This window comes from Streptomyces sp. NPDC005262, assembly GCF_042872425.1.
GTDB lineage: Bacteria > Actinomycetota > Actinomycetes > Streptomycetales > Streptomycetaceae > Streptomyces.
In genome coordinates, this window is sequence record NZ_JBIAKK010000001.1 from 542,502 (window position 1) to 568,405 (window position 25,904).

Sequence of the window (25,904 nt, forward strand, 5' to 3'; positions counted from 1 at the left end):
GACGGACCGGACAGCACGGCGCACGGCGAACGGCGTTATCGATTCCTCGTCGCCGGATACGCCATCTCTTCGTACGGCACCTTCCTGAATATGGTGGCGCTCAATCTGTTCGTCTATGAGACGACGGGCCGGGCGATCGCCATGGGGCTGTTCATGGCGGTGCGGCTGGGGTCCGGCTTCGCCGCCGGTCTGACGGCCGGCACACTGCTCGCGCGTTTCACCGCCAAGACCGTGATGCTCTGGACGAATGTGGCCCAGGCGGCGGTGATGCTGCTGCTGGTCTTCGCACCGGACGGGCTGCGCACGGGCGCGCTGGTGGCCGTCTCGGTGGTGGTCGGGTCCTGCGGAACGCTCTTCATGGTGTCGCTGCGCAGTTCCATTCCCGAGATGGTGGGCGCAGACCGGCGCGGCTGGGCGAACTCCCTTTCCATCACCGGGCGTTCGCTGGCGATGGTGGCCGGCTTCGCGTCGGCCGGTGTGGTCGTGTCGCTGGTCGGTTACACCGCCGCGTTCGGGGTGGACATGGCCACCTTTGTGATCTGTGCCGTGACGGTGGCGCTGCTGCCGATCGCGGGCGGAGGCAGGGGGAAGAGCGCTCGGCCGGATTCGGAGGGGGATTCCGGCGGGCGCGCCGAACAGGGCGCGGCGGCCCCGGAGAAGGCGGGGCGGCGGCGGATACCCGTCGCGTTCGTCGCGCTGGCGGCCGCGCCCGGTCTCGGCCTGATGGTGGCGCTGCGCGGCGTGGACGCGTTCGGTTCTTCGTCCCACAACGCGGCGCTGCCGATCTACTCCACCGAGCTCGACGCCTCGCACCCGGCCGTGTTCGTCAGCGCGTTCTGGTGCCTGTGGGCGCTGGGGAACGTTGCCGCACAACAGGTGATCCAGCGGTACGCGAAGCGCACCGGCCGATCGGTGGGTGCGCTGGGCTTCGGTTACGGCACGATCGTGATGTCCGGGGCGTTCATCCTGGCGTTCGCGGGATTCCCGTTGGTGGCGACAGGGGTGATCGCACTGGTCGCGGGAGCCGCCGACGGGCTCACGGAGGTCTCGTACACCTCGCATCTGCAGACGCTCCCCACCGACCTGCGCGGGCATGCGTTCGGGCTCTCCGCGACGTTCGAGAATCTGGGCTTCGGGGTCGGAATGATCCTTGTCGCAGCGGCACTTGACCGCTACAGCCCGCTGACGGTCGTCGGATGGTCCCACGGCGCCGCGATGGTGGTCGCGGTGGCGTTCCTGCTCCGGGTGGCGGGGCTGCGGAGGAGAGAGAGGCGCGGTGGTAAGAACGGCCAGGGAGCGGGATCGGGAGCGGGGGTACGAGAACCGCATCGCGGTGATCGGGATGGCGCTGAGGTTCCCGGGAGCTGACACCCCCGAGCAGTACTGGCGCGACATCCGGGCGGGCGCCTCGCACGTACGCCGGTTCACCGCGGCCGAGTTCGCCGCCGCAGGGATACCGGAGACGGAGTACGGGGCGGAGGGGTTCGTCGGGGCGTCGGCGCTGCTGGACGGCGACCGGCACGGCGGCATCGACGGCTTCGACGCCGGGTTTTTCGGGATGAGCGGGCGCGAGGCGGCCCTCACCGATCCGCAGCAGCGGCTGTTCCTGGAGTGCTGCTTCCACGCCCTGGAGGACGGCGGCTACGCCGGTCGCGACGAGTCGTCACGGACAGGGGTGTACGGGAGCGCCGGTTACCGCCTCTACTCCCTGCACAGCTATCTCGCCGAGAACCTCGCCACGGAGGCACGGTCCGGCGACTGGATGACCGTCAAGCAGGTCCAGGTCGGCAACTACCCGGATTTCACCGCCAATCGGGCCGCGTTCCGGCTCGGTCTGACCGGTCCCGCGGTCAATGTGGCGACGGCATGTTCCAGTTCGCTGGTCTCCGTGCATCTGGCCTGTCAGGCGCTGCGCGCCGGTGACGCCGATCTGATGCTGGTCGGCTCGGCTGCGCTGCATCTTCCGCAGGTGACGGGGCACCGCCATGTGAAGGGTTCCACGCTCTCCCGGACCGGTGCCGTGCGGGCCTTCGACGCGGGTGCGGACGGCACGGTCGGCGGCAACGGTGTCGCTGCCGTCCTGCTGAAACCGCTGGACCGGGCGCTCGCCGACAAGGACACCGTGCACGCCGTGATCCTGGGCTCGTCGGTCACCAACGACGGGGCGGCGAAGACCGGTTTCGCCGCACCGGGTGTCGCCGGGCAGCGGGATGCCGTGCTGGGCGCGCTGCGGTCCGCCGGGGTCCCGGCGGAATCGGTGGGATACGTGGAGGCGCACGGCACAGGCACCTTCAAGGGCGACCCGATCGAGTTCGCCGCCCTCACGGAGGCGTTCCGCCGTCACACCGACCGGACCGGGTTCTGCGCGCTGGGCTCCACCAAACCGGCCATCGGACACCTCGACAGCGCGGCGGGGCTGGCCGGGCTGATCAAGGCGGTCCTGGTGCTGCGGCACGGGATCGTCCCGCCGCTGGTGAACTTCCGAACGCCGAATCCGGCGCTCGCCGTCGAGTCGAGCCCGTTCTTCCTGCCGGCGCGGGAGACTGCGTGGCCGGTGCCTGGGGAGGTGCGGCGCGCCGGGGTGCACTCCATCGGGATGGGCGGTACCAATGCGCACGTGATCCTGGAGCAGGCGCCCGTGGTGCGGGAGACGGAGCGGGGACGGGATCCGGGGCGGGAGCGGAACGTTTCCTCGGAGACGCTGCCCCTGCTGCCGCTGTCCGGCGCGAGCCGCGAAGCGCTGGTGGCCTACGCCCGCGCGTTCCGCGAGCGGCTGGTGCGCGGGCCCGGGGCGGCGCCCGCCGATCTCCTGGTCACAACAGCGCTGGGACGACGTCACTTGCGCCACCGGCTGGTCGTGACGTCCGAGGATCCGGTGGCGGGGCTGGACGCGTTCCTGGCGGGGGCGGACCCGGGCGGTGTGTACGACACGGGGGTCGTCGAACAGGAGCCGGAGCGGCCCGTCTTCCTCTTCAGCGGGCAGGGCGGCGGACATCCGGGCATGGGCGCGGAGCCTGCCGCCCGCTTCCCCGTCGTGGCCGAGGTACTCGCCTCCTGCGCCCGCGTCTACGAGGAGGAGACCGGCAACGGCGACTTCCTCGACCGGGTCGTGCACGGCCACGGCCCGGCCGCCTGGACCACCGACTTCGCGCAGCCCGCCCTCTTCGCCCTCCAGATCGCCCAGGCCCGCCTCTGGCAGCAGCTGGGCGTCACACCCTCGCTGGTCGCCGGGCACAGCGTCGGCGAGTACGCGGCGCTCTGCGTGGCCGGGGCGCTGAGCATGGAGGACGGGATACGGCTGCTGTGCCGGCGCGGGCGGCTGATGCAGGAGCGGTCGGCGGCCGGTGCGATGCTCGCGGCGTTCGTACCGGAAGCGCGGGTACGGGAGTTGCAGGCTGCCGTCGAGGGGCTGGAGCTCGCCGTGGTCAACGGGCCGGTCCACCATGTCGTCGCCGGACCCCCGGAGGCGGTCGAGGCCGCGCGCGCCCTGCTGGCAGCGGGTGGAGAGGCGTACGAGCCACTGGCCGTGGACCGGGCCTTTCACACCGCCCTGCTCGATCCGGTCCTCGACGAGCTGCGGACCGCCGTGGAGAAGACCGGGCTGCTCCCGCTCCGTACGCCGTTCGTCAGCGGGCTCGACGGGGCGGTGCGGCCCCCGGGGTGGCGGCCCGGCGCCGACTATCTGGTCCGGCAGGCACGCCGGACCGCCGACTTCCACGCGGTGCTGCGGGCCGTCGGGTCCACGGGATCCGATCGACCCACCGGAGCCACCGGCGTGGTCCTCCTCGAACTCGGACCCTCCGCCACGCTGACCGGGATGGCACGCCGGGTGCTGCCGGGTGCGGCCCCCGTACCGACATCGGCGTTCCGGCACGCGGTGGCCCGGCTGCACTGTGCGGGGGTGGCCGTCGACTGGGCGGCGTTGCTCGTGGGGTGCGGCGGCCGGCGGGTGCCGCTGCCGACGTATCCGTTCCAGCATCAGTCCCACTGGATCGGTCCGCCGCCGGTCCCGACCACTTCGTACGTACCCGAGCGCACAACGGAGGATGGCATGACCGAACAGGCCGTACTGGACCGGGTTCTGGCGCTTACCGCCGGCCATCTCGGCTATCGGCCGTCAGAGGTCGGCGCCGACAGGACGTACGTCGGACTCGGCGCCGACTCACTCCAGCTGATCGGCATGGTGCGGCAGTTGGAGGCGGAGTTCGGTACGGAGATCGCGATACGGGAGATACTGGAGGAGGCGGGCACCCCCCGGCTCACGGCTCGCCTGATATCGACGCGCACGGCCCCGGAACCGAAGGCGGCGGACGAGCCGGAACCGGTCTACGCGACGCGCGCCGAGGTCGAGGAACTGACCCGCCAGGTGACCCAGCTGGCCCGCAACCAGGCCGCGATGCTCACCCAGCTCTCGGATGCCGTGGCCCTGCTGACCGGCATCTCCGCCGCCGCCCCCGAGGGGGACCGCCGATGAACCACGCGGACGGTGCCGCCACCGAGGTGGCCCGCGCGGCGGAGCTCTCGCGACGCCTGACCGAACAGCTCGCAGCCGCTGCGGCCCCCTCCCCGCACCGCTCCCCCTCCACCACTGCCGCACAGCACGGCCCCCGCCTCGTCGTGGATCCGGCGGCCGGCATGGCCGGGGCGGGCGCCGACGCCGCCCAGCGCGCGCACACCGCGTCCCTCGTCCGGCGGTTCACCGAGCGCACCCGCACCTCGAAGGAGCTGGCGCAGCAGCATCGGCCGGTGCTCGCCGACAGCCGGGCCGTCGTCGGGTTCCGCCAGGCCACCAAGGAGATGCTGTACCCGATCGCCGCCCGGTCCGCGCACGGGTCGCGGCTCACCGACGTCGACGGCAACGACTACACCGACATCACCATGGGCTTCGGCTCCCTGCTCTTCGGGCACGAGCCGGAGTTCGTCACCGATGCCGTACAGCGCCATCTCTCGCAGGGCCTCCGGTTCGGTCCCCGCTCCCCCGACACCGGTGAGGTGGCCGCACTGCTGGCCGAGGTGACGGGGATGGAGCGGGTGGCGTTCGCGAGCTCCGGTACGGAGGCGAACTCGGCGGCGGTCCGGCTGGCCCGGGCCGCGACCGGGCGCGACAAGGTCGTCATGTTCCGCGGCTCCTACCACGGGCACATCGACTCCGTACTCGGCCGCCCCGGCGGCCAGGGCGGCCCCGGCGCCGTACCCGTCTCACGCGGCATCCCCGCGAGCGCCGTCGCCGAGCTGATCGTGCTGGAGTACGGCAGCCAGGACGCCCTCGACACCATCGACGCGCTCGGTGACACCGTGGCGGCCGTCCTCGTCGAGCCCGTCCAGTGCCGCAACCCCGCACTCCGCCCGGCCGACTTCCTGCGGTCGCTGCGCGACCTGACCGCCCGCCGCGGCATCGTGCTCCTCTTCGACGAGATGCTGACCGGTCTGCGCCCGCACCCGCGCGGCGCCCAGCACCACTTCGGCGTCGTCCCCGACCTGGCCACGTACGGCAAGGCACTCGGCAGCGGCTTCCCGATCGGCGCGATCGCGGGCCGTGCCGACATCCTCGACGGCGTCGACGGCGGTCTCTGGCAGTACGGGGACGACAGCACACCCCCGCACGAGACCACCTTCTTCGGCGGTACGTATATGCAGCACCCGCTCTCGATGGCGGCGGCGCGGGCGGTGCTCACCCACCTCAGGGAGGAGGGCCCCGGTCTCCAGGAGCGGCTGAACGCCCGGACCGACGCGCTCGCCGGCCGCCTCAACCGCTTCTTCCGGGACGAGGAGTTCCCGCTGGAACTGGCCCACTTCGGCTCGATGTTCCGGTTCACGCACCGCGCCGACATGGAGCTGCTCTACCACCACCTCCTGCTGCGCGGCCTCTACGTCTGGGAGTGGCGCAGCTTCTATCTCTCGACCGCGCACACCGACGACGACGTGGCGGCGGTCGCCGCCGCCGTGGAGGGCTCACTGCGCGAACTGCGCGACGGCGGCTTCTTCCCGTCGGCCAGGCGGCCCGCCCGGCCGCTGCCCGCACCGCACACCCGCCCCGCCCCCGACCTCGGCGTCTACTTCTTCGGCGACCACCCGGCGACCGCGGACACGGCAAAGGCGTACGACAGCGTCATCGAGACCGCCCGCTTCGCCGACGAGCGCGGCTTCAGCTCCGTCTGGCTGCCCGAGCGGCACTTCCACTCCTTCGGCGGCCTCTTCCCCAACCCGGCGGTACTCGCGGCCGTCCTCGCCCGTGAGACCGAGCGGATCAGGATCAACGCGGGCTCGGTCGTCCTGCCGCTGCACGACCCGATCCGGGTCGCCGAGGAGTGGTCGGTCGTCGACAACCTGTCCGGCGGGCGGGTCGGCATCGGCTGCGCCACCGGCTGGCACGCGCAGGACTTCGCCCTGCACCCGGACCGGTTCGAGGACCGCCGGGAGATCACCTTCTCCCATCTCGACGACGTCCGCCGGCTGTGGGCCGGCGAGTCCGTGGCGCGTCGGACGGGCGAGGGGGCCGAGACCGTCGTACGCGTCCATCCCCGTCCGGTGCAGAGCGAGCCGCCGATGTTCCTCGCCACTTCCGGACAGCGTTCCTCCTACGGGGAGGCGGCCCGGCGCGGGCTGGGGATCGTCACCAACCTCATGAGCCAGACCGTGGCCGAACTGGCCGCGAACATCGACCACTACCGGCAGGTGCGCGCCGACTGCGGGCTCGATCCGGACGGCGGCCGGGTGACCGTCCTGGTCCACACCTACCTCGGTACGGATCACGCTGCCGCGCGGGCCGAGGCGCTGGAGCCGATGAGCCGCTATCTGCGCTCCTCGCTGCTGATGAGGTCGGCCGCCACCGCGCTGGGCCGCAGCCCCGAGGACGTCGCGACGGCGAGCGAGGACGACCTGGACTATCTGTTCCGCCGGGCGTACGACCGGTACTGCGACCAGCGGGCCCTGATCGGCACCCCGGAGAGCTGCGCCCCGCTCGTCGACGCCCTGCACAGGGCCGGGGCCGACGAGATCGCCGCGCTCGTCGACTTCGGGCTGCCCGAGGAGCGGATGCGGGCGGGGCTGGAACAGCTGGATCTGCTGCGGCGTCGCACCCGGCAGCGGAGGACACCGGAGGCGCAGGGGTCGCAGGAGGCACAGGGGGCGCACGAAGCACAGGGGGCGCACGAAGCACAGAAGCCGCACGAAGCACAGGGGCCACAGAAGGCGCAGGAGACGCAGGACATCACCGCGCCTGCCACCTCCGCGCAGCGGCGGCTGTGGCTCGCGGCCCGGCTGCTCGGCAACCCCGCCGCGTACAACGAGACCCAGGCGGTCCGCCTGCACGGCCGGCTCGACGAGTCCGCCCTCCGTGCCGCCCTGGACGGGCTGGTCGCCCGCCATGCCGGGTTGCGGACCGTGTTCCGGGCCGGCAGCGGCGACGAGACCGTGGTCCAGGTCGTCCGGCCCGGGCCGCGCATCCCGCTCCTGGTGACGGACGCCCGGGGGCAGTCCCCCGACGGGGCGGACCGGACGGTCGCGGCGGCACTCGCCGAGGAGAGCGGTCGCGGGTACGACCTGGCCGAGGGACCGCTGTTCACGCCCCGGCTGATCCGGCTCGCGGACGACGACCAGGTGCTGGTGCTCGGCATGCACCACATCGTGACCGACGCCCACTCCGCGGGGCTGGTGACGAGTGACCTGGAGGAGCTGTACCGGGCGGCGGTGGAGAACCGTGCGCCGGTCTTCGCACGGCCTGCCGGCACGACGGCCGGTGCACCGGAACCGCCCCGGGACCCGGCAGATCTGACGTGGTGGCGCGAGCAGTTGGGTGAGAAGCCGCCGGTGCTCGAACTTCCCACCGACCGGCCACGCGAGCGCCGGGTCGCGGGGCGCGGCGGGGCGGTGGCCGTACGGGTCGGCCAGGAGCGGACCGTACGGTGGCAGGAGTGGAGCGGGGAGCAGGGCGCCACACTGTTCGCGACCCTGTGCACGGCGTGGCAGCTGGTGCTGCGCGGGCGGTCCGGGCAGGACGAGTTCGTGCTCGGGTCCACCTTCGGGCGGCGCACCCCCGGGACCCGGGACACGGTCGGCTTCCATGTGGCGCTGCTGCCGCTGCGGGTGTCGCTGCCGGACGGTACGGACACGGCCGATGCGGTACGCGCCACCGGGCGCGCCCTGCGCGAGGCGGACGAGCGGCAGCTGGTCGACCTGGACGCCCTGCTCGTCGGGGCGCACCCGGACCCGGGCAACCCGCGCCCCCTGATCACCGTTTCGGTGGACCTGGACAACGAGACGCTGGCGCGGATCGACCTGCCGGGACTGCGCGCCGAGGAGGTGCCCGCCGGGACGGAGTCAGCCCCGCTGGAACTCGCCCTGATGGCGACACGTACCGCATCGGGCCTGCGGCTGCGGCTGCGGTACGACGCGGATCTGTTCGAGGCGGAGACGGCGCGCGGGTATCTCGACGAGCTGGTCGGGACGCTGGACTCGATGACGGGTGGTGGTGGGACCACCGGGGACGCATCACCGCGCTCCACCGCTGACACGCTCCGGGGCGTCTGGGAGTCCGTCCTCGACGTCCGCGGCTTCCCCGCCGGGACCAACTTCTTCGACCTCGGCGGCAATTCGATCACCGCGATCCGTCTGGTCAACCGGGTACGGGACGCCCTCGGTGTCGACTATCCGATGGCGGACTTCTTCGCCGACGCCACGCTGCAGGCGATGACCGACCAGCTCGCGCCCGAGCCCGCACCCACCGGGGAGGACGTCGAGATCATCGACCGCGCCCCGGTCAGCGACCAGCAGGCCCGGATGATCGCCGGACACCACTCCGTACCGCACCCGGAGTTGTGGAACATCCCGACCCGGATCACCTTCACCGGCGCGCTGGACGTGCCGGCGCTGCGGGCCGCGCTCACCGAGCTGCTGGCCCGGCACCACTCCCTGCGGACCCGGTTCGTCGAGGAGAACGCGTCCTGGTGGCAGGAAGTCGTCACCGCGCGACCCGTCGATCTGCCCGTCGAGGACCTCACCGGTCTGCCGCCGGGCCAACGGCGCTCCCGGGCCGATGAGTTGTGTCGCGAGACCGCTGCCACCGGCTTCGATCTCTCGCAGCCCGCGCTTCCCCGGCTGCGGCTGCTGCGCTTCGAGGAGGACCACTGGGCGCTGATGTTCGTCCTGCACCACATCACCGCCGACGGCTGGTCCCTGTCGCTCCTGCTCGCCGAGATCGCCGCGCTGTACACCGCGGCGGCGAAGGGCGTGCCGCACACCCTCGACCCGCCGGGCTCGCAGGTCACGGAGTACGCCCGCTGGCAGCGCGCCCAGGACGACCCGGAGACCGAAGCCCGCCGGGCCGCGTACTGCGCCCGGTACCTCGACGGAGTGCCGTCCCGGGTGCCCGTACCGACCGACCACCCCCGGCCCACGCAGCTCAGCGGCCTCGGCGACACCATCCGCGGCCGGGCGTCGGGGGCGGTGCGGGCGGCCGTCGAGGAGTTCGCCGGGGCTGTTCACACCACCCCGTTCGCGGTGGCGGCCACGGCGCTCGGGGTGTTTCTGACCAAGCTCTCCGGGGAGCCGGACATTCTGCTGAGCGTCCCGTACGCCAACCGTCAGGGCACCGCCTTCGAATCGCTCGTCGCCATGACGTCGACGGCGGTGATGGTCCGCGTACGACAGGATTCGGCCAATCTCGGGACCACTTGTGCCGAGCTGACGGCGCGCACCGGGGCGGGGGCGATGGGGGCGATGGCGCATGTGCTGCCGACGGCCCGGATCATGCAGGCGATGCGCGATGCGGGCGCGGACGACGTGCCGGACCGGGTGCCGCATGTGCTCGCCTTCCAGAACTCCCTCGACACGGACATCGAGATCCCCGGTCTGGGCGTCGAGGTGGAGGATCTGGCACCGCCTCTTTCACGCAGCGAGCTGTGCTTCGGGCTTGCGCCGTGCGGGGACCGTACGAAGGGTTATCGGACGTTCCTGGAGTACTCCGCCGACCTGTGGAACCGGGAGACAGCTGAAGAACTCCTCAGCTCGTACATCGCGCTGCTCGAAGAGTTCTGCGCCCGGCCGGACCGCCCGGTCCGGGAACTGCTGCTCCCGTCGTCCCCGTCCCCCGCACCCTCGAAGCCCTCGCGCGCGAAGCCCTCACCCCCACTCTCGAAACCGAACAGCGGAAAGGCGGACGCCGTATGACGCCGGCCCCCCACCCCAGTCACCGCAGTCACACCGACGACCTGCTCAGCTTCATCCGGGCCAGCCCGTCCCCGTACCACGCGGTGGCGAGCGCCATCCAGCGGCTGGAGAAGGCCGGCTTCCGCGAGCTGCGCGGTACGGACGACTGGACGGGCACGACCGGCGGCAGCTTCGTCGCCCGCGGCGGTGCCCTGATCGCGTGGTACGTCCCCGACGGGACCCCGGCACACACCCCGTTCCGGATCGTCGGCACGCACACCGACTCGCCGAACCTGCGGATCAAGCCCACCCCCGACACAGGCTCGGCGGGCTGGCGCCAGATCGCCGTGGAGATCTACGGCGGGGTGCCGCTCAACACCTGGCTCGACCGCGATCTGGGCATCTCCGGGCGGCTCGCGCTGCGCGGGCCCGGCGGCACGACCGAGTCGCGGCTCGTCCAGATCGACGAACCGCTGCTGCGGATCCCGCAGTTGGCGATCCACCTGGACCGTTCCGTCAACGAGGGACTGGCGCTCGACCGACAGCGCCATGTCGCCCCCCTGTGGGCGCTCGGCGCCCCCGAGGAGGGCGCGCTGCTGCGCCGGGTGGCGGCGGCCGCCGAGGTGGACCCGGACGAGGTGCTCGGCTGGGACCTGATGCTGCACGACATCCAGCCGCCCGGATATCTGGGCGCGGACCGGGAGTTCGTCGTCTCGTCACGGCTGGACAACCTGGTGTCGGTGCACGCCGGCGTCACCGCCCTGGCCGCCGCGGCGACGGGAACCGAGCGGCCCTCGTACATCCCCGTCCTGGCGGCCTTCGACCACGAGGAGGTCGGCAGCGGTTCCGAGACGGGTGCGCAGAGCCCCATGCTGGAGCGGGTCCTGGGCCGCTCCGTCACCGCGCGCGGCGGCAGTTCGGAGGACTGGTCGCGCGCGGTGTCGGGGGCCTTCTGCGTCTCCGCCGACATGGCGCACGCGGTGCACCCCAACTACGCGGAGCGGCACGACCCGGACCACCACCCGCTGCCCAACGGCGGACCGACGATCAAGGTCAACGTCAATCAGCGGTACGCCACCGACAGCACCGGGATGGCCGTGTTCGCGGCGGCCTGCGAGCGGGCGGGTGCGCCGTGGCAGCCGTTCGTCTCCAACAACGCGATGCCGTGCGGTACGTCGATCGGTCCGCTCACCGCGGCCCGGCTGGGTGTCGCGACCGTCGATGTAGGTGTGCCGGGACTCTCCATGCACTCGGCGCGCGAGCTGTGCGGGGCGGACGACCCGGCGTATCTGGCCGCCGTCCTGGGCGCGTTCGTGACATCCGGCTGACCCTCCCGTACACCCCCGACCGGAAGAGAGACCGTGGAAGAGACCGTCCTGATCTGCCTGCCCTTCGCCGGGGCGGGTGCGTCGTTCTTCACGCCGTGGCAGGGACAGGCCCCGGCGGGGCTGACGATCCTGCCGGTGCAGCTGCCGGGCCGGGAGAAGCGGTTCGCCGAGCCCGCGTACGCCTCGGCGGCCGAGGCCGTGGACGATGCGTACGCCCAGGTCACCGCTGTGCTCGGGGGCACGGGCCGACGGGCGGCCGTGTTCGGGCACAGCATGGGCGCGGTACTCGCGTACGAGCTGGCGCACCGGCTCGAGCGCGAGCCGGGGATCCGTCTCGAAGCGCTCTTCGTCAGCGGCTCGGCCGGTCCGTGGACGGCGCGCAGCGACCGGGCGGGCGGGCTGCCGGAGAACGAGTTCGTCGCACGGGTGAGGAGCTTCGCCGGGTACGCGCATCCGGCGCTGGAGAACCCGGAGATGCGGGAGCTGCTGCTGCCGTCGCTCCGGGCCGACGTTCAGCTGCACGAGAGCTACCGGCCGGCCTCCGAGCGGCCGCTGGCCGTGCGCGTCGTCTCGGTCCGCGGGCGTACGGACACGCTCGTCGGCGCTGCCGGCGCCGCCGAATGGGGGTCGGCGACGAACGGGAAGCTGACCGTCGCCGAGCTGGACGGCGGGCACATGTACCTGGCCGACCGGCCGGGGGCGCTGCTGGAACTGATCGCCACCGAACTGGGCGAGGGATGACGACGAGCGGCGACAACGGGCGGCTGGCCGGGCGGACCGCGCTGATCACCGGTGCGGCACGCGGGCTCGGCAGGGCCTGTGCGCTGACGTTCGCCCGCGAGGGCGCGGATCTGGTACTGCTCGATGTGGCGGGTCCGCTGCCCGGCGTGCCGTATCCGCTCGGTTCGGCGAGCCAGCTCGCGTACACGGCGGAGCTCTGCCGCGATACGGGCTCCGCCGTGCTGACCCGGCAGGCGGACGTGCGGGATCTCGGCGCGCTGGAGGCGGCGGCGGACGATGCGGAGGAGCGCTTCGGGCGGATCGACGTCCTCGTCAACAACGCGGGGATCGCGGCCCCTTCGGGCCGTTCCGCACACGAGATCACCGAAGCCGAGTGGCAGCTGATGATCGATGTGGACCTCGGCGGTGCCTGGCGGGCGATCCGGGCCGTCGGCGGGCGGATGACCGCGCAGGGCTCCGGCTCCATCGTCAACATCGCGTCGACGGCCGGGCTGGTCGGCTACCGGCACTTCGCCGGTTACGTCGCCGCCAAGCACGGCCTCGTCGGGCTGACCAAGGCCGTCGCACTCGACTACGCGCCGCGCAAGGTGCGGGTGAACGCGGTGTGCCCCGGGTCGGTGCGGGACGACGAGGCGATGGAGGGCCGGATGCTCGCGGAGATCGCCCGGTCGCTGGAGGTGCCGGTCGCCGAGCACGAGGAGACGTTCGTCCGGGCGCAGCCGATGAACGCACTCGTCGAACCGCAGGACGTCGCGGACGCGGCGCTCTGGCTGGCGTCGGACGAGTCGCGTCAGGTGACGGGGAGCGTGTTGACGGTCGACGGCGGATTCACGACGCGCTGAGGCGCACCCTTACGAGAGGAGAGCACCGGTGCCGACTGCCCGTCATACGCTGACCGTCCGTCTGCCGCGGGGTGCGACGGACGACGGCCGGGTCGCGACCGCGCTCGCGACGGCGTCGAAGCGCTGGTGGCCGGACGGCCCGCACCCCCGGCTGTGGACACAGTCCGTCCCAGCACCGGCGGACTCGGAGAGGGCGGCACGCCGCCGCGAGACCGAGACCCGGCGTCCGCTCGCGCCGGGGCAGCCGCTGCGGGTGCTGCTGCTGCGGTACGAGGAGGGTGCGGGTGAGCCCGGGGGCGGGTTCGCGGGCGGGAGCGCGCACGCCCCCGCGTCCGGCGCCACGGACGGCCTCGCGGGCACCCGCGCAGGCGGCACCGCGGGTGAGTCCGCGGGTGGGACCGCCCAGGGCACCGTGCGCACGCCCGTGCCCCGTCCAGGCGATCTCGTCCTCGTCGCCGATCCGGCCGCGTTGGACGCGACCTCGCTCCGGCTGATCTCCCGCGTGCTCCGCGGGGAACTCGGGCCGGACGAGGTACGGGCGGCGGAGCACTCCCCCGCAGCGCATCCCGCCCGCGTCCCCGCCCCCGAAGCCCTTCGGCGCGCTGCCGCCACCGCACTCGTGCGCGGACGGTACGAGGGCAGGTCGTCCGTGCGCGTGGCCGTGCCCGTACCGGCGCCCGACCGGCCTGGGAACACCCTTGGCGCGTTCGACGGCCGGGCCGTGCTCGAAGCCGATCTGTCCGAGGACCGTACGGTCGGGGAACTTCTCGCCACTCCCCTCACCGCTCCGGGCGACGACGTCATCGACGAAACCATCGACGAAGCCGCCCCTTCCGAGCGCCATGTCACGTGCGTACAGGACCAGTTGGCCACGGTGCCGCCCGAGACCCCTCTCCTCGACCTCGTCCTGCTCGACGAGACGGAGTCCGCCGAGCAGCTCGCCCTCGGCCGCCCCGCCGCCCCGCCGCCTGTCCCTTCCCGCCGCATCGACGAGGCCTTCGCGGACCAGGTCGCCCTGCGCCCCGACGCGCCCGCCCTGACCTGTGGCGAGCACACCCTGACCTACCGAGAGCTGGACTCCCGCGCCGACGAACTGGCTGCCGGGCTGCGCGCCCGGGGCGTCCGGCCCGGGGACCGTGTGGGTCTCTGCCTGCCCCGGTCGACGGACCTCGTCGCGATGATGCTCGCCGTCCTCAAGGCGGACGCGATCTACGTACCGCTGGACCCGGACCACCCCGCGGACCGCCGCGCCCGCACCGCCGAGGACGCCGGGCTGCGGCTGACGGTGGAGGACACCGCCCCCCTCACCGGCCGTCCGGCCGGCCACCGGGCCCCCACCGCCCGGCCCGCCACCGCCCCGGCGTACGTCATCCACACCTCCGGCTCGACCGGCCGCCCCAAGGGTGTCGTCGTGCCGCACGCCAATGTCCTCGCCCTCATCGACGCCACCCGCGACGACTTCGGTCTCGGCCCCGGCGACACGTGGACGCTCTTCCACTCCAGCGCCTTCGACTTCTCGGTCTGGGAGATCTGGGGCGCCCTGCTCACCGGCGCCCGGCTGGTCGTCGTCGACTACTGGGTGTCCCGTTCCCCCGCCGACTTCCACGCCCTGCTCGCACGGGAGGGGGTCACCGTTATCAGCCAGACCCCGTCCGCATTCACCCAGCTCATGGCCGCCGACCGGGAGCACGGGGAACACCGGGGCCGGGGCACGCCGCTCGCCCTGCGCCTGGTCGTCCTGGGCGGCGAACCGCTGGACGCCCGCCCGCTGCGCGACTGGTTCGACCGCCACCCCGAGGACCGCTGCCGGCTGGTCAACATGTTCGGCATCACCGAGACGACGGTCCACGTCACGGCGCAGACGGTGACCCGGCGCACGGCGCTGTCCGGATCCCGGTCGGTGGGGCGTCCGCTGCCCGGCTGGTACGTGTACGTGCTCGACGCCCGGGGCAGACCGGTCCCGCCCGGAGCGCCCGGCGAGATCCATGTAGGCGGCGCCGGGGTTGCGACCGGGTACCTGGGCCGCCCGGACCTGACCGGGCAGCGCTTCGTACCCGACCCGTGGCACGGCGGGCGGATGTACCGCAGCGGCGACCTGGGCCGGTTGCTGCCCGACGGCACGCTGGAGCATCTGGGCCGGATCGACAGCCAGGTGAAGGTGCGCGGCTTCCGGATCGAGCTGGACGAGATCCGGCACGTGCTGCTGGCCGATCCGTCCGTGACCGCGGCGGCGGTGACGGTGTCCGGGGACGCGTTCCTGGATGCTGCGGGTGTGCGGATCGATGCGTACGTCGTGCCGTCGGGGGACCCGGCCGGCACGACCGACGACATACGCCGGCGGGCCGCGAAGCTGCTGCCGGAACACATGCTGCCCGCCTCGGTGACCGCCCTGCCCCGGCTCCCGCTCACCCCGAACGGCAAGCTGGACGTGTCCCGGCTGCCCGCCCCGCCGGCCCCTGCCGACGCCCCGCCCGGCACCGCTGCCCCCGCCCCCGCCGACGCCTTCGCCGAACTCACCGGGATCTGGCAGTCCGTCCTCGGCGTGCCGGTCGGCCCCGACGACAACTTCTTCGATCTGGGCGGCAATTCGCTGTACGCGATCCGTCTCGCCACCGCGATGCGGGAGCGCGGCCTGCCTCCGGTGCCGCTGCGACGGCTCTATCTGTCGCCGACGGTCCGGTCCCTGAGCGAGGCGGTGGACGAGTGACGGCGCGGTGGCCGCGCCGTGCGACCGCCCCGCCGTCCTGCGCCCTACGGCCCTATGCGAACCGCTGCTTCGCCGTCCCGTCGCACGCCTGGAGCTTCAGCGGATCCTTGGCCGCCGCGAGCGACAGGCACAGCCCGGTCGAAGCCGCCGGGCGCAACGTGCCCGACTCCTGGACGAACTGCTGGTTCGCCGCGCCCGAGCAGTTCCACAGGATGAGCGTGGCACCCGCCCGGTAGTCGGCGCCCGGCACATCGAGGCACCGGTCGTGGCTCAGTTCCGTACGGACGGTCTTGGTGCCCGCGTCGTACCACCAGCCCTGGTTACGGCCGCCGTGACAGTCCCAGCCCGCGATCTTCGTGTTGTTCCGGGTCAACGACGCGGGGACGTCGACACACGTGCCGGTGGCCTCGTTCTTCAGGGGCTTGAAGACCGAGTCCCAGGCGGCAGGCTCCAGGACCGGCTTCCCGGTGCTCGCCGGGTCGGCGCAGCTCGCCTCACGCAGACCGGAGTTGTAGATCTGGGTCAGGCAGGAGGCGAAGGCGGCGTGCCCGCGCGCGTTGGGATGGAAGGACTGCCGGACGGAGTTGGAGTCCGGCGGGAAGTGCGACAGGTCGATGTAGAGGCCGCGGGCCCAGGTGTCCTCCATGCAGACCTCGTGGCCGTGGAAGAGCCGGGAGTTGTCGAGATAGACGGCCCCGGCGTCGGCGGCGGCCTTGCGCATACCGCGCTCGAAGGCGGGGACGGCGACGTTACGGCCCCAGGCGGCGTCGGAGTCGTAACCGGCGCAGCCACCCGGAATCTTGCCGGGGAAGTTCGGGTTGTCGTTGAAGTCGGGGCCTATCGGGCTGGGGTAGCCCATGACCACGAGCTTGTAGTCGCCACTGGCGTAACCGGCGTCGGACATGACGGTCTGCAGGTCGCGGACGGTCTTCTCGACCTTGGGGACGAGCCCGTCGACCCGGGCCTGCCAGCCGCCCTCGTACGTAAGCCGGCACGCGCCCTGGAGGAGGACCCAGCGCTCCACGCAGTCCGTCATCACCGGGCCGAACTGGAGGTCGTCGTTGGCCCCGGCCACGAGCACGATCATCTTGATGTGGGTGTTGCGGGCCTTGATGGCGAGGTTGTCGCTCTGCACGAGTTCGTCGGCGTACTGCCTGGATCCGCCGATCACGATGTTTCCGGTGTACGCCCCCGAGCAGGAGATGTTGTACGTGACGTCCGCGGGGATCCCGGTGCGGTGGATGGCGGAGTCGGGCGAGCGGTGGCACCAGTTGTCGGGGCCGTTGGTGCCTGCCTCGTACGTTCCGACGCCCTCGCCGGAGATCTCGCTGTCGCCGAGCGAGATCAGCCCGGTCCTGCGGTCGGCGAGCGGGCGCTCGGCCGGGTCGCCGTACAGCCGGGTGGCTTCGGCGGCGCGGATGGCCTCCAGCTCGGGCGGCAGGGGGGTGGATGCGGTAGGGGTGGTACCGGACTGGGGTGCCGCGCCGGCCGGCCCGGCGGCAGCGGTCATGCCGCCCAACACCGCCGCCATGGCCGCCGTGGCCGCGACCGTACAGCGGATTCTGGGTCTGGTGCGTCTCATTGCGCCTCCCCGGTTTGTGGTTACCCCCGGTATTTACTGGCCGGTAGGCAACTTGGGAATACGCAGAACAAGACAAGTGCTCAACTTTTTCAGGAGGTTGAAACCCATGGACGACGCCCAGACACCCGCCGGCCCGCCCGACACCAGCGGCACCGGGTACCGCATCGAACACGACTCGATGGGTGAGGTGAGGGTCCCCGCACACGCCAAATGGCGGGCCCAGACGCAGCGCGCCGTGGAGAACTTCCCGATCTCCGGCCAGCGCCTGGAGCGGGCCCACATCGAGGCCCTGGCCCGGATCAAGGCCGCCGCGGCCAAGGTCAACGCCGAGCTCAAGGTGCTCGACCCGGACATCGCCGAAGCGATCCAGGACGCGGCGGGCGAGGTCGCCGACGGCCGCTGGGACGCACACTTCCCGATCGATGTCTTCCAGACCGGTTCCGGCACGTCCTCCAACATGAACACCAACGAGGTCCTGGCGACCCTCGCCACCGAACGCCTCGGCCGTGAGGTCCACCCCAACGACCACGTCAACGCCTCGCAGTCGTCCAACGACGTGTTCCCGTCCTCCATCCACATCGCCGCGACCGCCGCCGTCACCGGTGAGCTGATCCCCGCCCTGGACCATCTGGCGGCCGCGCTGGAGCGCAAGTCCGCCGAGTTCGCAACGGTCGTGAAGTCGGGCCGTACACACCTGATGGACGCGACGCCGGTGACCCTGGGTCAGGAGTTCGGCGGCTACGCGGCGCAGATCCGGTACGGCATCGAGCGGCTGAACGCGTCGCTTCCGCGGCTCGCCGAACTGCCGCTCGGGGGCACAGCCGTCGGCACCGGCATCAACACCCCGCCCGGATTCTCCGCCGCCGTGATCGCCGAGGTCGCCCGCGTCACCGGGCTGCCGCTCACCGAGGCCCGCGACCACTTCGAGGCGCAGGGCGCCCGGGACGGGCTCGTCGAGACGTCGGGTCAGCTCCGTACGATCGCCGTCTCGCTCACCAAGATCTCCAACGACCTGCGCTGGATGGCCTCCGGCCCGCGCACCGGATTGGCCGAGATCAGCCTTCCCGACCTCCAGCCGGGCTCGTCGATCATGCCGGGGAAGGTGAATCCGGTCATTCCCGAGGCGGTCCTGATGGTCGCCGCCCAGGTGATGGGTAACGACACGACGGTCACCGTCGCGGGCGCAGCGGGCAACTTCGAACTGAACGTCATGCTGCCGGTCATCGCGAAGAACCTGCTGGAGTCGGTCCGGCTGCTGGCCAACGTCTCGCGGCTGCTCGCGGACCGTACGGTCGACGGGATCACGGCCGACGTGGAACGGGCCCGGGAGTACGCGGAGTCCTCGCCGTCCGTCGTCACCCCGCTGAACAAGTACATCGGCTACGAGGAGGCGGCGAAGGTCGCCAAGAAGTCGCTCGCCGAGCGGCGGACGATCCGTGAAGTGGTGCTGGCCTCCGGGTATGTGGAGCGCGGCGACCTCACGGTGGAACAGCTCGACGAGGCGCTCGACGTGTTGCGTATGACCCGCCCGTGACGTGGATCGCAGCAACCGGGCGGGCGCATCCCTAAGATCTCTCCATGGCAGGTACGGGAGACAACGCGCGCGCAGAGGTCGATCGCTCGGACGTCGCGTACTGGGCGCCGGGCGATCACATCCTGTGGCGGTACCGCGGCAACGGTCCGCGGTCGCCCGGCGGCGCCCACGGCCCGGTCCACATCTGCCGGCCGGTCACCGTCGTCCAGGACACCGACGAGCTGCTCGCCGTCTGGATGGCGCCCGGCACCGAATGCATCAGACCGGTCCTCGCCGACGGCACCAGCGTGCACGCCGAGCCGCTCGCCACCCGCTACACCGCGCCCCGTACCGTCGCCCGCTCGACCTGGTTCGGCCGGGGCGTGCTGAAGCTCGCCCGGCCCGGCGAACCCTGGTCGGTCTGGCTGTTCTGGGACCGCGGCTGGAGCTTTCGCAACTGGTACGTGAACCTGGAGGAACCACGCAGCCGCTGGGCCGGCGGCGTCGACTCCGAGGACCACTTTCTCGACATCGCCGTGCACCCCGACCGAAGCTGGCGCTGGCTGGACGAGGACGAATTCGCCCAGGCGCAGCGGGTCGGTCTGATGGACCGTGACACCGCACGGCGGGTACGGGAGGCGGGCCGCTCGGCCGTCGGCGTGATCAACGCCTGGGGCACTCCGTTCCGGGACGGCTGGGAGAACTGGCGGCCCGATCCGCGGTGGCAGGTGCCCGCGCTGCCGGATGACTGGGACCGTACGCCCTCGCATATGCCGTCGTGAGACCCTTGATGCACCCCAGGGGGGCAAACGTAGGATCGTCCTCCGGAGGGCTGCTCCGCTCCAATCGGCGGGCGCGGCACAGGACCTGACCGCAAGTCATCGCACGAGTTGCACGATCTTCATGAGCCGCATCAGTTGCATGAGGCAGCAACTACCGCACGAGCCACTACGAGGGGGTGGAGATGTGCACGCTGTCCGCCGCCGATACGGCGGGAACGTTGTCAGCGACACACCCCGCAGGCATACGGTTTCGGCCCCGGAGAGCTGGGCATGCGATGGCAGCCGTTGTCATCACCGCTCTCGCCGGGGCACAGTGGCGCCCCACAAGGTGATTGCCTCATACAACCGGCCCGGACGGACGGAACCCCACGCGTGACGGAGCATCCCACCTCCCACGAAGGCCGGCAGCCTCTCGCCGCCCGGTCGCAGGAACGCGCCCGGCCGCGGCAGCAGGACGCCGCGCCGACAGCCGCGCCTGCCACCGCAGCGATTCCCGGCCCCGCCGCGGCACCGACCCCCGCCGTCGCGCCGAGCGTCGCCGCGGCGGGACCGGACCCGCAGACGGTGGCCCGCCGCGAAGGCGACCGGCTGCGCTTCGTGGGCGCCGCGACCCGCCGAATCGCCCGCGGCATAGATCTGGACGAGATCGTCCTCGGCCTGTGCCGGGCCAGCGTGCCGACGTTCTCCGACGCCATACTCGTCTACCTCCGCGATCCGCTCCCGGTCGGTGACGAGCGACCGGCCACCCCGTTCGTCCTGCGGCTGCGCCGGTCCGACCGGCTGCGTTTAAACGATGAGGAGACCGAGACCTCCCCGGAGACCGAGCGACTGCGCGCGCCCGCCATCGACCCGCACGCCGACCTGACACCCGCGGCCGAACTCTGCGAGGTGCAGGCGGGCGGTGCGCTCGCCGAGGTGCTGCGCGGCGTACGGCCCGTCTTCGGGGACTCCGCGGCGGCCCGCGTCGCGCTGCCCGAACTGCTCGGCGCCGGGCGCACCGTCCCCTCCGGCCACCGGGTGATCCTCGCCCCGCTGCGCGGCCGCCGGCGGGTGATCGGTGCTGCCGTCTTCCTGCGCGGTACCGAGCGGCCGCCGTTCGAGGCCAACGACCTGCTGGTCGCCGCCCAGCTGGCCACGCACACCGCGCTCGGCATCGACAAGGCCGTGCTGTACGGGCGCGAGGCGTACATCGCCGATGAGCTGCAGCGCACCATGCTGCCCGACTCGCTGCCGCAGCCCACCGGCGTCCGGCTCGCCTCCCGCTACCTCCCGGCCGCCGAGACGGCCCGGGTCGGCGGTGACTGGTACGACGCCATCCCGCTGCCCGGCAGCAGGGTCGCTCTGGTCGTCGGCGACGTCATGGGTCACTCCATGACCTCCGCGGCCATCATGGGCCAGCTGCGCACCACCGCGCAGACCCTCGCCGGTCTCGACCTGCCGCCTCAGGAGGTGCTGCACCACCTGGACGAGCAGGCGCAGCGGCTCGGCAGCGACCGGATGGCCACCTGCCTGTACGCGGTGTACGACCCGGTCGCGCACCGGATCACCATCGCCAACGCCGGGCACCCGCCGCCCGTGCTGCTCCACCTGGGCGGCCGCGCCGAGGTGCTGCGGGTGCCGCCCGGCGCCCCGATCGGCGTCGGCGGGGTGGACTTCGAGGCCGTCGAGCTGGACGCGCCCTCGGGCGCCACGCTGCTGCTGTACACCGACGGTCTGGTGGAGTCCCGGCTGCGGGACGTCTGGACCGGTATCGAGCAGCTGCGCGAGCGGCTCGCCGCCACCGCCCAGCTCACCGGACCGGATCACTCGCCGCCGCTGGAGGCGCTCTGCGACGACGTGCTCGACATGCTCGGCCCCGGCGACCGGGACGACGACATCGCGCTGCTCGCCGCCCGGTTCGACGGGATCGCGCCGAGCGACGTCGCGTACTGGTACCTGGAGCCGGAGGACTCCGCCCCCGGCCGGGCCCGGCGGCTGGCCCGCAGGGCGCTCAGCAGGTGGGGCCTGGACGAGCTCTCGGACTCGGTGGAACTGCTGGTCAGCGAGGTCGTGACCAATGCGGTGCGGTACGCGGAGCGACCGGTGACGCTGCGCTTGCTGCGGACCGACATCCTGCGCTGCGAGGTCGGCGACGACGCCCCGCAGCTGCCCCGGCAGCGCCGCGCCCGCGACATGGACGAAGGCGGCCGCGGCCTCTTCCTGGTGAACCGGCTGGCCCGGCGCTGGGGTGCGACCCGGCTGTCGACCGGCAAGGTCGTCTGGTTCGAGATGCCGGCCCGCGGCCAGCAATAGGATGCGGACGAATTAACCCAAGTCTGGACAAGGTCTACATGTTGCCGACCTCTCGTCGCCGGAGTTGACTCGGTCCTGACCGGGCGCCGCCTGGACGACCTGACCGACACCCCGCACCGACGGGAGGACGCTCGTGACCGAGGAAACCAAGAACGCTCCTTACACGACGAACAATGCCGGGATCCCGGTGGAGAGCGACGAACATTCGCTCACCGTCGGATCCGACGGCCCGATCCTGCTCCAGGACCACTACCTCATCGAGAAGATGGCCCAGTTCAACCGTGAACGGGTCCCCGAACGGGTGGTCCACGCCAAGGGCGCCGGGGCCTACGGCACCTTCGTCGTGACCAACGATGTCAGCCAGTTCACCAAGGCGGACCTCTTCCAACCGGGCAAGCAGACCGCCATGCTCGCCCGCTTCTCCACCGTCGCCGGCGAACAGGGCTCCCCCGACACCTGGCGCGACCCCCGCGGCTTCGCGCTGAAGTTCTACACGGAGCACGGCAACTACGACATGGTCGGCAACAACACGCCGATCTTCTTCGTGCGGGACCCGATGAAGTTCCAGGATTTCATCCGCTCGCAGAAACGCCGCCCGGACAGCGGGGTGCGCGACCACGACATGCAGTGGGACTTCTGGACCCTCTCCCCCGAGTCCGCGCACATGGTGACGTGGCTGATGGGCGACCGGGGCATCCCCAAGACGTACCGCAACATGAACGGCTACAGCTCGCACGCCTATATGTGGGTGAACGCGGGTGGCGAGCGGTTCTGGATCAAGTACCACTTCAAGACCGACCAGGGCATCGACTTCTACACCCAGGCCGATGCCGACGAGATGGCCGGTATCGACGGCGACGTCCACCGCCGGGACCTGTTCGAGTCGATCAAGCGCGGCGATCACCCGAGCTGGACGCTGTACGTCCAGGTGATGCCGTTCGACGACGCGCCGGACTACCGGTTCAACCCGTTCGACCTGACCAAGGTGTGGCCGCACGGTGACTACCCGCTGATCGAGGTCGGCCGGATGACGCTGAACGAGAACCCCGAGGACTTCTTCATCCACATCGAGCAGGCGTCCTTCGAGCCGTCGAACCTGGTGCCCGGCATCGGCCCGTCACCCGACAAGATGCTGCTCGGCAGGCTCTTCTCGTATCCGGACACCCACCGGTACCGGATCGGTCCGAACTACGCGCAGCTGCCGCCGAACCGTCCCCGCTTTGGCCTGAACTCGTACGCGAAGGACGGCCCGATGCGGTACGAGCCGACGCGCACAGGGGCGGTGTACGCCCCGAACTCGTACGGCGGACCGGCCGCGGACACCGAGCGCTTCGGCGACCCGGCGGGCTGGGCCACCGCGGGCGAGATGGTCCACGAGGCGTACAAGCTGCACCGGGAGGACGACGACTGGGGCCAGGCGGGCACGATGGTCCGCAAGGTGCTCGACGACGCGGCGCGCGATCGGCTCGTGTCGAACATCTCCGGCCATCTCCTGGACGGCGTGAGCCGCCCGGTCCTGGAGCGGGCGCTGCAGTACTGGCGCAACGTCGACAAGGACCTCGGCGACCGGGTCGCCAAGGAGGTCAACGGCGGCTGACACCGTCGGTACGCGGGAAGTACGGGAGAGGGGCGGCGCCGGACCGGCACCGCCCCTCTCCCGTGCGTTCACCGCTCTCTCACGCGTTACTGATCGAGCGGGTTGTCGTTCCCCGGACGCCCGGAGTGCGCTCCCCCGCCCGGCAGGACGGGGGACTCGCTCGGCAGGACGGGGGACTCGCTCGGCGGCTCGATGGGCGACTGGCTGGCCGAATCGCTGGGCGTCTCGACCGGGCTCTGCGAAGGCAGGTCCGACGACTGGGACGGCGACGGGTCGGGGCTCTCCGACGGCGAGGCACTCGTCGACGGGCTGGCCGGTACGGAGACCTCACCGCGCTCCACGTCCTGAAGATCGAACTGGGCATCGGAGCCGCCGCCCAGCGCGCCGAGGGTGTAGTCCGCCCAGATCTGCGCCGGGAAGCCGCCACCGTTGGCCCGGCCGGAGTTCGCGGTACCGGTCAGACTGACCTGGCCGCCGCCTTCCTTGGGGGATTCACCGAAGAGGGCCACGACCGTGGTGAGCTCCGGGGTGTAGCCCGCGAACAGGGCGGACTTGTTGTTCTCCGAGGTGCCCGTCTTGCCTGCCGCCTCGTAGGCCGAGGTGTTGGCGGCCTGGCCGGAGCCGCTGTCCACGACGCCCCGCAGCACGGAGGTCACGGTGTCGGCGGACTTGCGGCTGATCACCTGATTCCCGATGCCCTTGACCGGTTCGACCGTGCGGTCCCGGTGCTTGGCGGACTTCACGATGAACGGGGTGACCTTCCGGCCGTGGTTGTCGAGCGTGGCGTACGCGCCCGCCATGTCCCAGGTCGAGGCGTTCATCGTGCCCAGTGTGATCGCCGGGCGCTCGGGGAAGTTCTGGTCCGGTACGCCGAGCGCCAGCGCGGTCTCCTTCACCGCGGGCGGGCCGACGTCGACCACCATCTGAGCGAAGACCGAGTTGATCGACTTGTTCATCGCGGTCTGCACGGTGACGTCACCGTAGCTCCGGTCGTCCTCGTTCTCCGGGGCGAAGGGGGTGTCGCTGCCCACGACCGGCCGCTTGCTGGTGCCGTCGTAGCGGGTGTTGACGCCGATCACATCGCCGTCCTGGGTCTTCGCCTCGTTCTCCAGTGCGGAGGCGAGCACCAGCGGCTTGAAGGTGGAGGCGGGCTGGTAGTCCCAGCGGGTGGCGTTGGAGATGTAGTGCTTGACGTAGTCCACCCCGCCGTAGAGCGCGACGACCGCGCCGGTCTTGGGGTCGACGGAGGTGGCACCCGCCTGGACGGTCGCGTCGACCTTGTTGCCCTTGCGGTCCAGCTTGGACTCCAGCTGGCGGTCGACCGACGCCTCCAGCTGCTTCTGCCGCTTCTTGTCGATGTTCAGGGTGAAGGTCCAGCCGCCGGCCTGCCGCATGTCCCCCGTGATGCCCTGCTTGTCCAGCTCCTTGTTGGCGGCCTCGACGAGGTATCCGGTCTGGCCCTCCATGCCGGGGGCGGGCTTGGGCTTCTGCGGGACGGGGAACTTCAGCGTGTCGCGCTGGGCCTTGTCGAGCCAGTGCATCTCGACCATGTTGTCGAGCGTATAGGCCCAGCGCTCCTTGACGAGCCTGCGGCCGGTGGGCGTCGCGACCGCCCAGTCGTACTGGCTGGGGGCCTGGAGCAGCGCGGCGAGATAGGCACCCTGGGAGACGTTCAGGTCCTTGGCGTCGACCCCGTAGTAGGCCTGCGCCGCCGCCTGGATCCCGCTCGCGCCACGTCCGTAGTACGCGGTGTTGATGTACCCGGCGAGGATGTAGTTCTTGTCCTTCTTCTGGTCGATCTTGAGCGAGATCACCAGCTCTTTGAGCTTGCGGCTGACCGTCGGGTCCTGCGTCAGGTAGTAGTTCTTCACGTACTGCTGGGTGATGGTCGAGCCACCCTGCTTGCCCTTGCCGGAGAGCGTGTTGAAGATGCCGCGCGCGGTGCCCTTCAGGTCGACGCCCTTGTCCTTGTAGAACGTCTTGTTCTCGGCGGCGACGAAGGTGTGCTGCACCTCCTTGGGGACCTCGGCGAGATCCACGATCTGGCGGTTGACCCCGCCCGTCCGGGTCAGCACCGTGCCGTCGCTGTACTGGTAGACGTTGCTCTGCTGTTCGGCCACGTCGTTGGCCTTGGGTATGTCCACGTACAGGTAGATCGCCACGAAGGCGCCCATGATCAGCAGGCAGAACCCGAAGAACGTGCCCAGCATCTTCCGCCAGGTGAAGAGTCTGCGTATGCCGCCGCTCTTCGCGGCCCGCCGCGCTCCGCGCTGCTGGGCTCGTCGCGCATCCGCTCGACCCATCGCTGTATCGCTCCCGTTTCTCTGCTCGCCTGATCCGCTCAGACCAGACAGCTAACACTGTCGACTGGGAC

At 71.6% G+C, this 25,904-nt stretch carries 13 protein-coding genes; 11 read left to right on the forward strand and 2 right to left on the reverse strand.

The window, feature by feature from the left end; all coding sequences use genetic code 11:
* Nucleotides 1-90: 90 nt before the first annotated feature.
* The 7 genes from ACFYP5_RS02395 to ACFYP5_RS02425 are packed head-to-tail and all read left to right on the forward strand — an operon-like array spanning nucleotide 91 to nucleotide 15,764.
* Entirely contained in the window at nucleotides 91-1,368 is a 1,278-nt protein-coding gene (locus ACFYP5_RS02395) for an MFS transporter (RefSeq protein ID WP_389030698.1), read from the forward strand.
* Nucleotides 1,277-4,474 (forward strand): type I polyketide synthase, encoded by a 3,198-nt coding sequence (locus ACFYP5_RS02400; protein WP_389029469.1) that lies wholly within the window; start codon nucleotides 1,277-1,279, stop codon nucleotides 4,472-4,474. Before ACFYP5_RS02395 ends, ACFYP5_RS02400 begins: the two co-directional genes overlap by 92 nt.
* Entirely contained in the window at nucleotides 4,471-10,167 is a 5,697-nt protein-coding gene (locus tag ACFYP5_RS02405; RefSeq protein WP_389029472.1) for a MupA/Atu3671 family FMN-dependent luciferase-like monooxygenase, read from the forward strand. Before ACFYP5_RS02400 ends, ACFYP5_RS02405 begins: the two co-directional genes overlap by 4 nt.
* Complete coding sequence (locus tag ACFYP5_RS02410) at nucleotides 10,164-11,474, forward strand: M18 family aminopeptidase (protein ID WP_389029475.1); 1,311 nt, start codon at nucleotides 10,164-10,166, stop codon at nucleotides 11,472-11,474. The genes ACFYP5_RS02405 and ACFYP5_RS02410 overlap by 4 nt, the downstream gene beginning before the upstream one ends.
* Nucleotides 11,475-11,507: 33 nt before the next feature.
* On the forward strand, nucleotides 11,508-12,215 hold the full coding sequence (locus ACFYP5_RS02415; RefSeq protein ID WP_389029477.1) for a thioesterase II family protein: 708 nt from the start codon (nucleotides 11,508-11,510) through the stop codon (nucleotides 12,213-12,215).
* Nucleotides 12,212-13,057, forward strand: coding sequence for an SDR family oxidoreductase (locus tag ACFYP5_RS02420; protein WP_389029480.1), 846 nt, complete (start codon nucleotides 12,212-12,214; stop codon nucleotides 13,055-13,057). The genes ACFYP5_RS02415 and ACFYP5_RS02420 overlap by 4 nt, the downstream gene beginning before the upstream one ends.
* 28 nt (nucleotides 13,058-13,085) lie before the next feature.
* A complete protein-coding gene (locus tag ACFYP5_RS02425) occupies nucleotides 13,086-15,764 on the forward strand; it encodes an amino acid adenylation domain-containing protein (protein WP_389029483.1) in 2,679 nt (892 codons plus the stop codon).
* Nucleotides 15,765-15,816: 52 nt separating this feature from the next.
* Here ACFYP5_RS02425 and ACFYP5_RS02430 read toward each other — a convergent pair whose 3' ends face one another.
* Nucleotides 15,817-17,346 carry a ricin-type beta-trefoil lectin domain protein gene (locus ACFYP5_RS02430; RefSeq protein ID WP_389029485.1) on the reverse strand — a complete coding sequence of 510 codons (1,530 nt, stop codon included), beginning with the start codon at nucleotides 17,344-17,346 and terminating at the stop codon, nucleotides 15,817-15,819.
* A 106-nt stretch (nucleotides 17,347-17,452) separates the two neighbouring features.
* Here ACFYP5_RS02430 and ACFYP5_RS02435 point away from each other — a divergent pair, with 106 nt between their 5' ends.
* The 4 genes from ACFYP5_RS02435 (at nucleotide 17,453) to ACFYP5_RS02450 (ending at nucleotide 23,530) form a co-directional block, all read left to right on the forward strand.
* A complete protein-coding gene (locus ACFYP5_RS02435) occupies nucleotides 17,453-18,880 on the forward strand; it encodes a class II fumarate hydratase (protein ID WP_389029488.1) in 1,428 nt (475 codons plus the stop codon).
* A 44-nt stretch (nucleotides 18,881-18,924) separates the two neighbouring features.
* A complete protein-coding gene (locus ACFYP5_RS02440; RefSeq protein WP_389029490.1) occupies nucleotides 18,925-19,641 on the forward strand; it encodes a DUF402 domain-containing protein in 717 nt (238 codons plus the stop codon).
* Between the two features lie 372 nt (nucleotides 19,642-20,013).
* Nucleotides 20,014-21,933, forward strand: a complete 1,920-nt coding sequence (locus ACFYP5_RS02445) for a SpoIIE family protein phosphatase (RefSeq protein ID WP_389029492.1) — start codon at nucleotides 20,014-20,016, stop codon at nucleotides 21,931-21,933.
* Between the two features lie 133 nt (nucleotides 21,934-22,066).
* Complete coding sequence (locus ACFYP5_RS02450) at nucleotides 22,067-23,530, forward strand: catalase (RefSeq protein ID WP_389029494.1); 1,464 nt, start codon at nucleotides 22,067-22,069, stop codon at nucleotides 23,528-23,530.
* An 86-nt stretch (nucleotides 23,531-23,616) separates the two neighbouring features.
* Here the strand turns inward: ACFYP5_RS02450 and ACFYP5_RS02455 are convergent, their stop codons facing one another.
* Nucleotides 23,617-25,833 carry a transglycosylase domain-containing protein gene (locus tag ACFYP5_RS02455; RefSeq protein ID WP_389029497.1) on the reverse strand — a complete coding sequence of 739 codons (2,217 nt, stop codon included), beginning with the start codon at nucleotides 25,831-25,833 and terminating at the stop codon, nucleotides 23,617-23,619.
* Nucleotides 25,834-25,904 lie beyond the last annotated feature (71 nt).

Excerpts from the sequence above, each read along its gene's own strand:
- ACFYP5_RS02395 (WP_389030698.1), top strand. The coding sequence starts at position 91 with ATGGTGGCGCTCAATCTGTTCGTCTATGAGACGACGGGCCGGGCGATC.
- ACFYP5_RS02440 (WP_389029490.1), top strand. The coding sequence starts at position 18,925 with ATGGCAGGTACGGGAGACAACGCGCGCGCAGAGGTCGATCGCTCGGAC.
- ACFYP5_RS02420 (WP_389029480.1), top strand. The coding sequence starts at position 12,212 with ATGACGACGAGCGGCGACAACGGGCGGCTGGCCGGGCGGACCGCGCTG.
- ACFYP5_RS02430 (WP_389029485.1), bottom strand. The coding sequence starts at position 17,346 with ATGAGACGCACCAGACCCAGAATCCGCTGTACGGTCGCGGCCACGGCG.
- ACFYP5_RS02455 (WP_389029497.1), bottom strand. The coding sequence starts at position 25,833 with ATGGGTCGAGCGGATGCGCGACGAGCCCAGCAGCGCGGAGCGCGGCGG.
- ACFYP5_RS02405 (WP_389029472.1), top strand. The coding sequence starts at position 4,471 with ATGAACCACGCGGACGGTGCCGCCACCGAGGTGGCCCGCGCGGCGGAG.
- ACFYP5_RS02410 (WP_389029475.1), top strand. The coding sequence starts at position 10,164 with ATGACGCCGGCCCCCCACCCCAGTCACCGCAGTCACACCGACGACCTG.
- ACFYP5_RS02435 (WP_389029488.1), top strand. The coding sequence starts at position 17,453 with ATGGACGACGCCCAGACACCCGCCGGCCCGCCCGACACCAGCGGCACC.